Raw genomic sequence first — 13,185 nt, 5'->3', positions numbered from 1 at the left:
GAGAGAGCGTTCTTCCCCGCTCAGACCCTCGCTGCCGGCCTCGTTCCCCGCGTCCGCGCGCGCTTCCTCGCGTCGGCGTGCGGGCGCGTGCGGGCCAGCATGGTGACGGGCGGCAGGTTCACGCCCTGCCCGGTCAATATGCCCGCGCACAGGAAGATCGATCGGGTCAGCCGCTCGTCCGGGTGAAAGCTTTCGCCCTGGGTCCGGTATCGCTGCGCCCGCGCGATCCAGGCCAGCAATTGCAGCTCGTCCGTTCCCACCCACCGGCAGTTCCGGGGCTGGATCGTCAGCCCGTTTTCCTGCGCGAGCTGGCGCAGCTGGAAGAAGAACAGCCAATGCGTTCGCCCGTCCTCCGCCGGGGCGGGCGCGCCTTCCCCGGCGTCGTCATCGCTGCGCGCGGCGGCGCGGATCAGGCCGAGAATATGCCGCTCATGCCTCGGCCGGCGATGAAGCGGCATCCGCCCGGCCGGGGCGAGGGGGCCGTTATCCTGCTTGGGGAAATCCATCGAAAGACCATCCTGCGGGTGCTGGTGAGTTGATGCGAGCGAATCGCAGTTTCTCGCACCGGCGCGGGCGGGGTTCAAATGCCGCTGGCGGATATTGATTATTCCCGCTGCCGCCGCGCGGGCGCATCAGCGCAATGGATAATGGTTATCCATATTCATGCTATCCACCCCCGATAAAATGAAGCTAAAGGCGTGGATATTGCGAAGTAATCGCAATAAAATCCCGCTCATGCGGGCTGGTCCGGCCATCGGGAGATGTCATGTGTTTGGGTTTTGGCGTGCTGGCTTTTCACTGCGTGCTTCCGGTGCCGCGCGCCGGATTCCGTGCGAAGGGGTGGACGCGCTCGAAGCCGCGACGCGGGCCTGGTTCGCGTCCGATGTTGAGGGGAAGGACGGCCTGCTGGTAGGCGCGATGCCCTTCGACCGGGCCGGGCCGGTGGTGCTGGTGCAGCCGGAACAGGTGGAATGGGGCACGGGCGGGGACGGGGCCCTCCCCGCCGCCGCGCCTTCCGGTATCGCCATCGGCGGGCTGAGCGAATGCCCGCCCGCGTCCGTCTATGCCGACCGGGTGCGCCATGTGCTGCACGACATGGCCGCATCCGGCGGGGCCTTGCGCAAGGTCGTGCTGGCGCGCGGGCTGCGGATAGAGGCGGGCGCTCCGGTCGATCCGTTCGCCATCGTCGCGCGGCTGGCGGCGGACGAGAGCGTGACGACCTTCCTCGCCGATCTTGCCGCCGAAGGGGCGGGCGGCGCGACGCTGGTCGGGGCGACGCCGGAACTGCTGCTGTCCCGTCGGGGACGGACGGTGCTGTCCCACCCGCTCGCCGGTTCGGCCCGGCGCCATGCCGGCGAGGCGGAGGACAGGCAGGCGGCCGACGCCTTGCTGCGCTCGGAAAAGGACAGGCGAGAGCATGCGCTGGTGGTGGAGGCGATACTGGACCTGCTCGCCCCCCATTGCGCGCGGCTGGGCACGCCGGAGGGCACCGGCCTGCGCTCCACCGCGACGATGTGGCATCTGGGCACGCGGATCGAGGGGGAACTGAAATCGGACGACGCGCCCTCGGCCGCCGGGCTGGCCGCGCTGCTCCATCCGACGCCCGCCGTCGGCGGCTATCCCCGCGACGCGGCGCTGGAGGTGATCCGGGGGCTGGAACCGGAGGGGCGCGGCTATTATGCAGGGGCGCTTGGCTGGGTGGATGCACGGGGCGACGGCGAATGGCACGTCACCCTGCGCTGCGCGCTGGTGGAGGGGGGCAGCCTGATGCTGCATGCCGGGGCGGGCATCGTGCCCGGCTCCGATCCCGACGCGGAAGTGGCGGAAACCGCGGCCAAGTTCCGGGCGATGTTGCAGGCGCTCGGCGTGGATGAACGGGATGCGGTTCTGGAGAAGGTGGCGTGATCAAGGCATTGGCGCAAATCTGGCCGGAGGAGTTCGCGGCGCGCTATCGCGAGCGGGGCTATTGGACGGACGAGACGTTCCCGGCCGTGCTGGCGCGGCAGGCGGCGGAAAGGCCGGATGCGGTGGCCGTGGCCGGGCAGGGGCGGCGCTGGACCTATGGCGAGCTGGCCGCGCGGGCGGATCGGGCGGCGGCGGGCTTTCTGGCGCTGGGGCTGCGGCCCGGCGACCGGGTGATCGTGCAACTGCCCAATATCCCGGAATTCCTCGCGGTGGTGTTCGGCCTGTTTCGGGCCGGGCTGATCCCCATATTCACGCTGCCCGCCCACCGGCAGACGGAAATCGTCCATTTCGCGCGCAAGTCCGAGGCGGTCGCCTATGTGATCGCGGATCGGCATGAGGGCTTCGACTATCGCCCGCTCGCCAATGCGGTGCGGGCGGAGGTGTCCGCCGTGCGCCATGTCATCGTCGTCGGCGAGGCGGGTGGCGATCAGGTCGGCTTTGACGGCATTGATGCCGATCCCGCGGCCCTGCCCGACAGCGCGCCGTCGCCGCAATCGGTCGCGCTGGTGCAGATTTCGGGCGGCAGCACCGGCCTTTCCAAGCTGATCCCGCGCACCCATGCCGATTATCTCTATTCCATCCGCGCCAGCAACGCGATTTGCGGCATCACGCCAGACAGCGTCTATCTGGCCGCGCTGCCGGTCGCGCATAATTTCCCGATGAGTTCGCCCGGCATCTTCGGCGCGATCCATGCCGGGGCGCGAGTGGTGATGGCGCCGTCGCCGACGCCCGATGTCGCCTTTCCGCTGATCGAGCAGGAGGGGGTGACGATCACCGGGCTGGTGCCGCCGCTGGCGCTGCTCTGGTTGCAGGCCGCGCCCCGGACGAAGGCCGACCTGTCCAGCCTTCAGGTGTTGCAGGTCGGAGGGGCCAAGTTCATGCCGGAGGCTGCGCGGCGGGTGCGGCCGGTGCTGGGCTGCACGCTGCAACAGGTGTTCGGAATGGCCGAAGGGCTGGTCAACTATACGCGCCTCGACGACCCGGAGGACATCATCACCGATACGCAGGGACGCGCGATCTCGCCCGACGACGAGGTGCTGATCCTCGACGATGCGGGCGATCCGGTGCCGGAGGGCGAGCCGGGCAACCTGCTGACGCGCGGGCCCTATACCATCCGCGCCTATCATGACGACCCGGCGGCCAATGCCCGGTCCTTCACGCCCGACGGCTTTTACCGCACCGGCGACGTGGTGAAGCGGCTGCCGGGCGGCTATCTGGTCGTGCAGGGGCGCGCGACCGACCATATCAACCGCGCGGGCGAGAAGATCTCCGCCGAGGAGATAGAGGATCATCTGCTCGCCCATCCGCAGATATTCGACGCGGCGGTGGTATCGGTGCCGGACCGCTTCCTGGGCGAGCGCAGCTGCGCCTTCATCATCGCGCAGGGAGAAGCGCCGCGCCCGGCGGACCTCAAGGCATGGATGCGCGGGCGGGAAATCGCGGCGTTCAAGATTCCCGACCAGATCGTCTTCGTCGAGGATTTCGCCACCACCGCCGTCGGCAAGATCAGCCGCAAGGAACTGCGCGCCTCGCTGCGCGCGCAACTGCTGGAGCAGGAGGGGCAGGCATGAGCGCCGTCGCCGCGCCCCGTCGCCTGCCGTCGATCGCGCCCTATGCGCTGCCGGGGGAGGACGAACTGCCGCCCTCGCGCGCGGACTGGGTGCTGGCGCCGGATCGGGCGGCGCTGCTCGTCCATGACATGCAGCGCTATTTCGTCGACGCCTTTACACCGGATGCGGAACCGATCGCCGGCATCGTCCGCAACATCGCCGCGCTGACAGAGGCGGCGCGGGCTCGCGGCCTGCCCATCTTCTACACCGCGCAGAACGGCGATCAGGACCGGCGCGATCGCGGGCTTCAGGCCGATCTCTGGGGGCCGGGCATGCGCCATGTGGCGGAGCATCAGCCGATCGTCGACCCGCTTGCCCCGCAGCCGGGCGATATCGTGCTGGTCAAGCACCGCTACAGCGCGTTTCAGCGCAGCAATCTCGAAACGCTGATGCGCGCGCGGGGACGGGATCAGCTCGTCATCTGCGGCGTCTATGCCCATATCGGTTGCCTCGCCACCGCGTCCGAGGCATTCCAGCGCGACATCCACCCCTTTTTCGCCGCCGATGCGCTCGGCGACTTCTCGCGGGGCTGGCACGACAAGGCGCTGGCGCTGGTCGCCAATTGCAGCGGCGTCGTGCGTTCCACCCGCCAACTGATCGAGGCCCTGTCATGACCGATGCTCCCGTCACGCTGGAAAAGCTGCGCGCCGATATCGCGGCGATGCTGGAAGAGGCCCCGGCCGCGATCGGCGACGACGACAATCTGATGGACTTCGGCCTCGATTCGATGCGGGCGATGAACCTGCTGCTGCAATGGGAAGAGGAAGGCGTACCGCTCGATTTCGGGGATATCGCCGAAACGCCGACGCTGTCGGGCCTGTGGGCGCTGGTGCAGGCGCGGCAGCAAGGGGCGTCGTCTTGACGGCGGACGGCGCGACGGCGCAGGGGCCGGTGCCGCTGACCGAGGCGCAATCAGGCCTCTGGTATGCGCAGCGGCTCGACCCCGGCAATCCGATCTTCAACACCGGCCAATATCTCGACCTGCGCGGGCCGCTCGATCGCGACGCCTTCCGCGCGGCGGTCGAGCGCGTGAGCGAGGAGGCCGAGGCGCTGTCGCTGCGGTTCGAGGATCGGCCGGAGGGGCCGGTGCAATGGATCGACCCGGCCTTCCGCCCGCACCTGGAGGTGATCGACCTTCAGCGGGAGGCGGACCCGGAGGCGGCGGCATTGGCGGCGATCCGCGCCGACATGGCCCGCGCCGTGGACCCGGAGCGCGATCCCATAGCGGCGCAGCATCTCTATATCCTCGCGCCCGACCGCCATTTCTGGGCGCAGCGCGTCCATCATTTCGCCAATGACGGCTTCGGCATGGTGATGCTGACGAGCCGGGTGTCGGCGCTGTACGAAGCCGCGCTGACCGGCGCGCCCGGCATGGCCAAGCCCTTCGCGCCGCTTGCCGGGGTGTGGGCGGAGGACGCCGCCTATCGCGCCTCCCCGCAGAGCGAGGAGGATGCGCGCTGGTGGCGCGAGGCGATGGCGGGCATGGAGGATGTGGTCGGCATGGCGCCGGGCCGCGCCCAGTCCGCGCATGATTTCCATCGCCATGCGCAGCCGATGCCGGAGGCCGCGCGCGCCGCGCTGATGGCGCTGGCCAAGGGTTTGCGGTTGAGCTGGCCCGATGTGGTGACGGCTTTGGTCGCCGCCTATTGCCGCCGCTTCACCCGCACGGGCGAGATCGTCATCGGCACGCCGCATATGGGCCGCATGGGCAGCGCCTCGGCGCGGGTGCCCGCGATGGTGATGAACGTGCTGCCGATCCGCATCGCCGTCGACGAGGCGATGCCGCTCGCCGACTATCTCGCCGCCGTGGCGCGGCAGATGGGCGAGGCGCGCCGCCACGGCCGCTATCGCAGCGAGCAGTTGCGCCGCGACCTGGGGCTGATCGGCGGCAACCGGCGGCTGCACGGGCCGCTGATCAACGTGCAGCCCTATGACCGCCCGCCGCACTTCCATGGCCTCGACGTGACGCTGCACGTCACCGGCACCGGACCGGTCGAGGATATCAACTTCACCTTCCGGGGCGACGGCACGACCGGCCTGACGCTGGAGGTGGACGCCAATCCCGGCCTCTATTCCGCCGCCGAGGTCGCCGCGCATGGGGCGCGGCTCGCGCTGTTTCTGGCGACGGCGGCGGGGGCAGACAGGCTGGCCGACGTGCCCACCGCGACCCCGGCGGAGGCGCGGGCGGAGCTGGAAGAGCATAACGCCACCGCTCACCCGGTTCCCGACACGACGCTGACCGCGCTGATCGAGGCGGCGATGGCCGCCCGCCCGAATGCGCCCGCGCTGCGTTTCGAGGGCGAGACGCTGACTTATGCCGAACTCGACCGGCGCAGCGCCGCGCTCGCCTCCGCCTTGCGCGTGCGGGGGGGCGGGGCGGAGGCCATCGTCGCGGTGGCGTTGCCGCGCTCGGTAGAGCTGATCGTCGCGCTGGTGGCGGTGCTGCGCGCCGGGGCGGCCTATCTGCCGCTCGACCTCGACCATCCGGCGCAGCGGATCGCGACCATCCTCGGCCTCGCGCAGCCGGTGGCGGTGCTGGCGCGCGACGATGCGCAGGGCCTCTATGGCGAGAGGCTGCTCGCGCCCGCCGACTGGCCGGGCGAGGGCGCTGTCGCCGCCAGCCCCGCGCCGGAGGATGCCGCTTATGTCATCTTCACCTCCGGCTCGACCGGCGATCCCAAGGGTGTGGTCGTCACCCATCGCGCGATCGTCAACCGGCTGCTGTGGATGGGCGAGCAGTATGGTTTCGGCCCGGACGACCGCATATTGCAAAAGACCCCCGCGACCTTCGACGTGTCGGTGTGGGAATTCTTCCTGCCGCTGATTGCCGGCGCGACGCTGGTGGTGGCCCCGCCCGGCGCGCATCGCGACCCTGCCGCCATCGCCGCGCTGATCCGCGCGGAAGGCGTGACGACGCTGCATTTCGTGCCGTCGATGCTGGCGGCCTTCCTCGATGCGCCGGAGAGTGAAGGTCTGTCCGTGCGCCGCGTCTTTTGCAGCGGCGAGGAATTGCCCGCCGACCTGCGCGACCGCTTCCATCGGCGGATGCGGGCGGAACTGCACAATCTCTATGGCCCGACCGAGGCGGCGGTGGATGTGAGCTGGTGGCCCGCCGCCGCCGCCGACATTTCTGCCCCGGTGCCCATCGGCCATGCGGTGTGGAACACGCGCCTCGTCCTGCTCGACGAGCATCGCCGCCCGGTGCCGCAGGGAATGGTGGGGCATCTCTATCTCGGCGGGGTGCAGCTGGCGCGCGGTTATCTCGGTCGCCCCGACCTGACCGAGGAGCGCTTCCTTCCCGACCCGTTCCATCCCGGCGAGCGCCTCTACATGACCGGCGATCTGGCGCGCAGGCGGGCGGACGGCGCGGTCGTCTTTCTGGGGCGCGCCGATCATCAGGTGAAGATACGCGGCCTGCGCATCGAGCTGGGCGAGATAGAGGCGGTGATCGCCGCGTCCGGCCTTGCCCGCATGGCGACGGTGCAGGCGCGGGACGGGCGGCTGGTAGCCTATGTCGTGCCGGGGCAAGGCTATGACGCGCAGGCCCTGCGCGCCGCGCTCGCCGCACGGCTGCCCGACTATATGGTGCCCGCCGCGCTGATCGAGCTGGAGGCGCTGCCCGTCACCGCCAACGGCAAGCTCGATCGCCGCGCGTTGCCCGAACCGCGTTTCGAAGGGACGGAGGGCGGCGCGCTCTCCACCGACAGCGAAAGGCGGGTCGCGGCGCTCTATGCGGAGATACTGGGGCTGGACGACCTGCCAGGCGCGGGCGACGATTTCTTCGCGCTGGGCGGGGATTCGCTGCTGGCGGTGCGGCTGATGCTGCGCATCCGGGAGGAGTGGGGCCATGATCCGGGCCTCGCCGCGCTGTTCGAGCATCCCGACGTCGCCGGGCTGGCCGCGCGGATCGATGCGGGCGGCGCTGCAGGAGGGGATGCCGGGCTGGGGCCGCTCATCACGCTGGCGCGGGGGGAGGTGGACCTGCCGCCCCTCTTCCTCGTGCATCCGGCGGGCGGGCTGTGCTGGGGCTATCGCACGTTGGCGGCGTCCCTTTCGCCGCGGCGGACGGTCCATGGCCTGCAATCGCCCGCGCTCGACCTCGCCGTGCCCGCGCCCGGCAGCATCGACGCGCTGGCTGCCGATTATGCGCGGCGCATCATGGAGGTGTACCCCCAAGGTCCCTGTCATGTCGCGGGCTGGTCGGTCGGCGGCATCATCGCGCAGGCGGTCGCGGTGGAATTGCGCGCGGCGGGACGCGAGGTGGGGCTGGTCGCGCTGCTCGATTCCTACCCCGCCGACTGCTGGCGGGCGGAGCCGGAACCGACGCAGGCGCAGGCGCTGCGCGCGCTGCTCGCCATTGCGGGTTATGATGCGGAAGCCTATCCGCACCTCCAGACGCGCGAGCAGATCGTCGCTTTCCTGAAGGAAGGCGACAGCTCGCTGGGCAATCTGCCACCGCAAGCGCTCGACGGCGTGGTGCGCGTGGTGCTCGACACCAACCGGCTGGTGCGGGGCCACCATCATCGCCGCTATGACGGCGTGCTGACCCATATCCGCGCCGCGCTCGACCATCGCGACCGGCCCGACCTGACCCCCGATTTGTGGAAGGATCATGCGATGACGCTCGACCGGATCGACGTGCCGTTCCTGCACCCTCAATTGACCGGCGCGGAGGCGAGCGCGTTGATCGCCCCCGCCCTGTCGGCGCGCATGGCCGCCGCCGCGACGGTGACGGCATGAGCCGGGCGAGCGGGCTTGCGGGGCGCATCGCGCTGGTGACGGGCGCGGCGGGCGGCATCGGCGCGGCGCTGGTGCGCCTGCTGCGCGAGGAGGGCGCGCGGGTGGTCGCGGCCGATCTGGCCGCGCCGCCGGTGGCGGGCGATCCCGACATCTGGGCCGCCCCGCTCGACGTGACCGACAGCGCCGCCGTCGATGCGCTGGTGGCGCGGGTCGAGGCGGAGTGGGGCGCGATCGATTTCGGCGTCAACGGCGCGGGCGTGCTGTCCAACGAGCTGGTGGTCGATACCGACGACGCCGAGATGCGCCGCGTGTTCGACGTGAACTGCTTCGGCGTCATGCATGTCGGCCGCGCGCTGGCGCGGGTGATGACGCCGCGCCGCCGGGGCAGCATCGTCACCATCAGCTCCAACGCAGCCGGTATACCGCGCCACGCGATGGCGGCCTATGCGGCGTCCAAGGCGGCGGCGACGATGTTCACCCGCTGCCTCGGCCTCGAACTCGCGCCGCACGGGATAAGGTGCAACATCGTCGCGCCCGGATCGACGCTGACGCCGATGCAGACGGGCATGTGGGCCGACGAGCATGGCGCCGAGCGGGTGATAGCGGGCCTGCCGGAACAGTATAAGACCGGCATTCCGCTGGGCAAGCTGGCGAGCCCGGAAGATGTGGCCGAAGCGGTGCTCTATCTGCTCTCCGACCGTGCTGGCCATGTGACGATGGCGGATCTCTATGTCGATGGCGGGGCGACGCTGCGGGCGTGAGTCGTCCCCTATGATCCGTTCGGGCTGAGCTTGTCGCAGCCCTGTTCTTCCTTGAAGAAACAAGACGGCCCTTCGACAAGCTCAGAGCGAACGGTAGAAGCGTTCCACTCGCACCTTACCCCAGCCGTTGCCGCACCAGCGTGACGAAGATGCTCGCCGCCACCGGCAGCAGCGCGTCGTCGAAATCATAGGCCGGGTTGTGGCACATCGCGCTGTCCTGCCCCAGGAACAGATAGGCGCCCGGCGCGGCCTTGAGGAACAGCGCGAAATCGTCGGTGAAGGGGAAGGGGGCGTGGTCGCGGATCACCTTGTCCTCGCCCAGCACCGCCGCGCAGGCCGCCGCCGCTCGCTCGGCGCCCTCGGCCGCGTTGACGCAGGGCGGAACCTCGGCCAGCCGCTCGCAGCGGATCGTGCAGCCGCTCATCGCCGCTATGCCTGCGCAGGCCGCCTCCAGCCGCTCGTAGAGCAGCGCCAGCACCTCCGGCTTGAGCGCGCGCAGCGTGCCGCTGAGGCTGGCGCTCGCCGGGATGATGTTGTGCGAGCTGCCCGCCTGCAACGAGCAGACGGTGATGAGGCCCGATTCCATCGGATCGACATAGCGCCCGACGATGGACGAGATTTCGGTCGCCAGCCGCGCGGCCGCCTGCAGCGGGTCGGTCGCCTTGAAGAAGGCCGCGCCATGGCCGCCCACGCCGTCGACCGTGACCTGCCAGACGATATAGCCGTTGAGCGCGGGCCCGGTCCGCACGCCCGCCGTGCCGCTGTTGAGCAGCGGCATGTTGTGGAACGCATAGACCTCATCGAACGGGAAGCGGTCGAGCAGCCCGCCGTCGATCATCGCCCGCGCGCCGAGGCCGTTTTCCTCGGCCGGCTGGAAGATCAGCACCACCCGGCCGCGCTGCGGCGGATGGGCCGCCAGATGCCGCGCGACGCCGAGCAACGCCGCGCAATGGCCGTCATGGCCGCAGGCATGGGCGACATCGGGCGTGTGCGAATGCCAGTCGCGCCCGCCCTCGTCCTGCATCGGCAGCGCGTCCATATCGGCGCGCAGCGCGATCGCTGGGCCGGGCTGCGCGCCCTCCACCACCGCGACGACGCCGGTGCCGCCGATGCCGGTGACGGGCGACAGGCCGAAGGAGCGCAACCATTCCGCGATCAGCCCGGCGGTGCGGGTTTCGCCGAAGGCCAGTTCCGGGTGGCGATGGAAATCACGCCGCCATTCGGTCATCACGGCGCCAAGCGCGTCAAGCTCTGCAACTATGGGCACGGTCTTCGTCTCTTTCATCAAATCGGGGGTGTCCTTATCCCTATTCCCGCTTTTGCGTGCTTTTTGCAACAAGGGGCGTTATCGATTGCCCGGCGGGCAGCGGGGCCTGTAAAGGATCGACGGGAAGAAGATGGAATGGCGATGGATCAGGCAATAACGCGCGAAGGCACGATCAGCGCCTATCATCGCATGACGCGGCGGCGCGTCCTGATCCTGTCGGTGATCGGCCTGCTGAGCCTGCTGGTGTTCGCCGCCGACATCTCGACCGGCCCGTCCAACCTGCCGCTGGCGCAGGTGTGGGCGGGGCTGTTCGACCCCGCCAGCCTGACGATGCCGCAGCTCACCATCATCCGCGAGGTGCGCCTGCCCTATGCGCTGATGGCGATACTGGTCGGCGCGGCGCTGTCGCTCGCCGGGGCGGAGATGCAGACGATCCTCAACAATCCGCTGGCCAGCCCGTTTACGCTGGGGGTTTCCTCCGCCGCGTCCTTCGGCGCGGCGCTGGCGATCGTGCTGGGGATCAGCGTGCCGTTTCTGCCGACCGACTGGATGGTGCCGATCAACGCCTTCATCTGCGCCTTCGCCTCGGTGCTGCTGCTGGAATTCCTCGCGCGCAGCCGGGCGGCGGGGGTGGAGGGCGTGGTGCTGTTTGGCATCGCGCTGGTGTTCACCTTCAACGCGCTGGTGGCGCTCATTCAGTTCGTCGCCTCGCAGGAGGCGCTGTCGCAACTGGTGTTCTGGAGCATGGGCGCGCTCAACCGCGCGACATGGAGCAATCTGGGCATATTGGCGCTGGTGATGCTGGTGGTGACGCCCTTTTCGATGCGCGCAGCCCATGCGATGACCGCGCTGCGGCTGGGCGAGGACCGGGCGCGCAGCTTCGGCATCGATGTCGCGCGGTTGCGCTTCGCCTCGCTGCTGCGGATCAGCGCGCTCGCCGCCACCTCGGTCGCGTTCGTCGGCACCATCGGCTTCATCGGCCTGGTCGGCCCGCATATCGCGCGGCTGATGCTGGGCGAGGACCACCGCTTCCTGCTGCCCGCCTCGATGCTGACGGGTGCGTTCATCATGTCGGTCGCCTCGGTCGGCAGCAAGATATTGGTGCCCGGTGTGCTGCTGCCGGTGGGGATCGTCACCTCGATGATCGGCGTGCCGGTGTTCCTGGTCCTCATCCTACGCAAGCCGGAGCGGGTATGACGAAGATGCTTTCCCATGGCGACGCGCTGCGCATAGAGGGGTTGACGACCGGCTATGGCGGGCATGTCGTGGTCGATGCGCTGACCCTCGCGCCGATGCTGCCGGGGCAGGTGGTGTCGCTGCTGGGGCCGAATGCGGCGGGCAAGACGACGCTGCTGCGCGCGCTGGCGGGGCTGCATCATGCCAGCGGCGCGGTGCGGCTGGGGGAGGTGGACCTGCTGTCCCTCCCGCTCGCGGACCATGCGCGCCACGTCACCTATATGCCGCAAAGCCTGCCGCAGCGGGTCGCGCTGACCGTGCTGGAGGCGGTGATCGGCGCGCTGAAGGCGTCCCCGATCGCAGGCGAGCCGCTGTCCGGCCACGCGATCACCGAGCGCGCGCTGGACGTGATCGAGCGGGTGGGCATCGGCCATCTGGCGATGGAGGGGCTCAACCATCTGTCGGGCGGGCAGCGGCAGCTCGCCTCGCTGGCGCAGGCGCTGGTGCGCCAGCCGCGCGTGCTGCTGCTCGACGAGCCGATCAGCGCGCTCGACCTGCATTACCAGCTGCGCGTGATGAAGCTGGTCCGCGCGCTGGCGCGGGAAAGCGGGATGATCGTCGTCATGGTGCTGCACGACCTGTCGATCGCCGCGCGCTGGTCCGACCGGATCGTGCTGCTGTCGCAGGGCAGGCTTGTGACCGACGGCCCGCCCGCCGAGGCGATCACCGCGCAGGCGCTGGCGGATGTCTACCGCGTCGCCGCGCGGGTGCGGGCGGATGCGGATGGGCTGCATATCGTGATCGAGGACACGCTGTAGGGGCGCGTTTTTGGTGGAGAGCGGACACCAGCCTTCACCGTCACCCCAGCGCAGGCTGGGGTCGTAGGCGATGTCGCGCGCCACTTCCTGAGATGCCAGCCTTCGCTGGCATGACGGAGAAAAGAAAAGGTTTAGAGCGGGACCTCCGTTCGCCCTCGTCTTAGAGGTTTGGGTTATTATTGGGTATCCGCCTATGGTGCGGTGCCGGGTTGGGGCTGGCCATCCCCAACCCGGCGGTCGTCTGTCGGATCGGGTTCGTCCGGTTCGTTTGGGAACGCGGCTCAGCAGGATCGCAGTCGGCCCCTTCATCGGATCCGCATGGTTGCCAGAGCCATGGGCTCCTGGACGAGGAAGGATCGACGAAGATGGTGCAGGATAGCATGATCGTTGCCGGGGTCGATATCGGCAAACAGTGGCTCGACATTGCCTGCCATCCCTCGGGCAAGGCGATGCGCGTGGCCAACGGAGCTGCGGGCCATGCCGCGCTGGTGGCATGGCTTCAGGAGCAGGGGGTGAGGCGGATAGGGATGGAGGCCTCGGGCGGCTATGAGCGGGGCGTTGCCCATGCGCTGCGGGCCGCCGGGTTCGAGCTGGTGCTGTTCCAGCCCCGTCAGGTGCGGGCCTTTGCGATGTTCCGGCTGAAGCTGGCGAAGAACGACCGCCTCGACGCAGCGTTGCTCGCGCACTGCGCTGCCGAGGTCGAGGCCGTGCGCGCGGCGCCCGATCCCCGGCTCGAGCCGCTGGCCGAGCATATGCGCCTGATCGAGCAGATGGAAGCCGACCACGCCCGGATGAAGACACGCGTCGAAGCCTATCGCACACCCCGCCTCCAGCGCGCGCTGGTGCGC

11 protein-coding genes are annotated in these 13,185 nt (G+C 69.7%); 9 read left to right on the top strand and 2 right to left on the bottom strand.

Annotated features, from left to right (window positions below):
- Nucleotides 1-20 precede the first annotated feature (20 nt).
- Entirely contained in the window at nt 21-506 is a 486-nt protein-coding gene (locus GGR43_RS21715) for a hypothetical protein (protein ID WP_188073909.1), read from the bottom strand.
- Between the two features lie 334 nt (nt 507-840).
- On the opposite strand from GGR43_RS21715, the gene GGR43_RS21710 reads away from it, so the two are divergent.
- Genes GGR43_RS21710 through GGR43_RS21685 form a run of 6 tightly spaced genes read left to right on the top strand, consistent with a single transcriptional unit; the run spans nt 841 to nt 9,076 of the window.
- Entirely contained in the window at nt 841-1,905 is a 1,065-nt protein-coding gene (locus GGR43_RS21710; RefSeq protein WP_223177570.1) for an isochorismate synthase, read from the top strand.
- Complete coding sequence (locus GGR43_RS21705) at nt 1,902-3,536, top strand: (2,3-dihydroxybenzoyl)adenylate synthase (protein WP_223177569.1); 1,635 nt, start codon at nt 1,902-1,904, stop codon at nt 3,534-3,536. Before GGR43_RS21710 ends, GGR43_RS21705 begins: the two co-directional genes overlap by 4 nt.
- Nucleotides 3,533-4,189 (top strand): isochorismatase family protein, encoded by a 657-nt coding sequence (locus GGR43_RS21700; RefSeq protein ID WP_188073907.1) that lies wholly within the window; start codon nt 3,533-3,535, stop codon nt 4,187-4,189. The genes GGR43_RS21705 and GGR43_RS21700 overlap by 4 nt, the downstream gene beginning before the upstream one ends.
- The gene (locus GGR43_RS21695) at nt 4,186-4,437 is read left to right on the top strand and encodes a phosphopantetheine-binding protein (RefSeq protein ID WP_188073906.1); all 252 of its coding nucleotides are present in this window, start codon (nt 4,186-4,188) and stop codon (nt 4,435-4,437) included. Before GGR43_RS21700 ends, GGR43_RS21695 begins: the two co-directional genes overlap by 4 nt.
- A complete protein-coding gene (locus tag GGR43_RS21690; RefSeq protein WP_223177568.1) occupies nt 4,434-8,315 on the top strand; it encodes a non-ribosomal peptide synthetase in 3,882 nt (1,293 codons plus the stop codon). Before GGR43_RS21695 ends, GGR43_RS21690 begins: the two co-directional genes overlap by 4 nt.
- Entirely contained in the window at nt 8,312-9,076 is a 765-nt protein-coding gene (locus GGR43_RS21685; protein ID WP_188073904.1) for a 2,3-dihydro-2,3-dihydroxybenzoate dehydrogenase, read from the top strand. The genes GGR43_RS21690 and GGR43_RS21685 overlap by 4 nt, the downstream gene beginning before the upstream one ends.
- 115 nt (nt 9,077-9,191) lie before the next feature.
- On the opposite strand, the gene GGR43_RS21680 is transcribed toward GGR43_RS21685, so the two are convergent.
- Nucleotides 9,192-10,361 carry an amidohydrolase gene (locus GGR43_RS21680; RefSeq protein WP_188073903.1) on the bottom strand — a complete coding sequence of 390 codons (1,170 nt, stop codon included), beginning with the start codon at nt 10,359-10,361 and terminating at the stop codon, nt 9,192-9,194.
- A gap of 123 nt (nt 10,362-10,484) precedes the next feature.
- Between GGR43_RS21680 and GGR43_RS21675 the strand changes: the two genes are divergently transcribed.
- The 3 genes from GGR43_RS21675 to GGR43_RS21665 all read left to right on the top strand — a co-directional run.
- The gene (locus tag GGR43_RS21675; RefSeq protein ID WP_188073902.1) at nt 10,485-11,540 is read left to right on the top strand and encodes a FecCD family ABC transporter permease; all 1,056 of its coding nucleotides are present in this window, start codon (nt 10,485-10,487) and stop codon (nt 11,538-11,540) included.
- A complete protein-coding gene (locus GGR43_RS21670; RefSeq protein ID WP_223177566.1) occupies nt 11,537-12,337 on the top strand; it encodes an ABC transporter ATP-binding protein in 801 nt (266 codons plus the stop codon). Before GGR43_RS21675 ends, GGR43_RS21670 begins: the two co-directional genes overlap by 4 nt.
- 365 nt (nt 12,338-12,702) lie before the next feature.
- On the top strand, nt 12,703-13,185 hold a 483-nt coding region (locus tag GGR43_RS21665), incomplete at its 3' end, for an IS110 family transposase (RefSeq protein WP_188073901.1).

Source organism: Sphingobium jiangsuense (assembly GCF_014196495.1).
Lineage (GTDB): Bacteria > Pseudomonadota > Alphaproteobacteria > Sphingomonadales > Sphingomonadaceae > Sphingobium > Sphingobium jiangsuense.
This window is presented reverse-complemented; position numbering and strand designations above follow the sequence as displayed.

Coding starts and splice junctions, on each gene's coding strand:
- GGR43_RS21715 (WP_188073909.1), bottom strand. CDS start 506: ATGGATTTCCCCAAGCAGGATAACGGCCCCCTCGCCCCGGCCGGGCGG.
- GGR43_RS21670 (WP_223177566.1), top strand. CDS start 11,537: ATGACGAAGATGCTTTCCCATGGCGACGCGCTGCGCATAGAGGGGTTG.
- GGR43_RS21695 (WP_188073906.1), top strand. CDS start 4,186: ATGACCGATGCTCCCGTCACGCTGGAAAAGCTGCGCGCCGATATCGCG.
- GGR43_RS21675 (WP_188073902.1), top strand. CDS start 10,485: ATGGATCAGGCAATAACGCGCGAAGGCACGATCAGCGCCTATCATCGC.
- GGR43_RS21700 (WP_188073907.1), top strand. CDS start 3,533: ATGAGCGCCGTCGCCGCGCCCCGTCGCCTGCCGTCGATCGCGCCCTAT.
- GGR43_RS21685 (WP_188073904.1), top strand. CDS start 8,312: ATGAGCCGGGCGAGCGGGCTTGCGGGGCGCATCGCGCTGGTGACGGGC.
- GGR43_RS21680 (WP_188073903.1), bottom strand. CDS start 10,361: ATGAAAGAGACGAAGACCGTGCCCATAGTTGCAGAGCTTGACGCGCTT.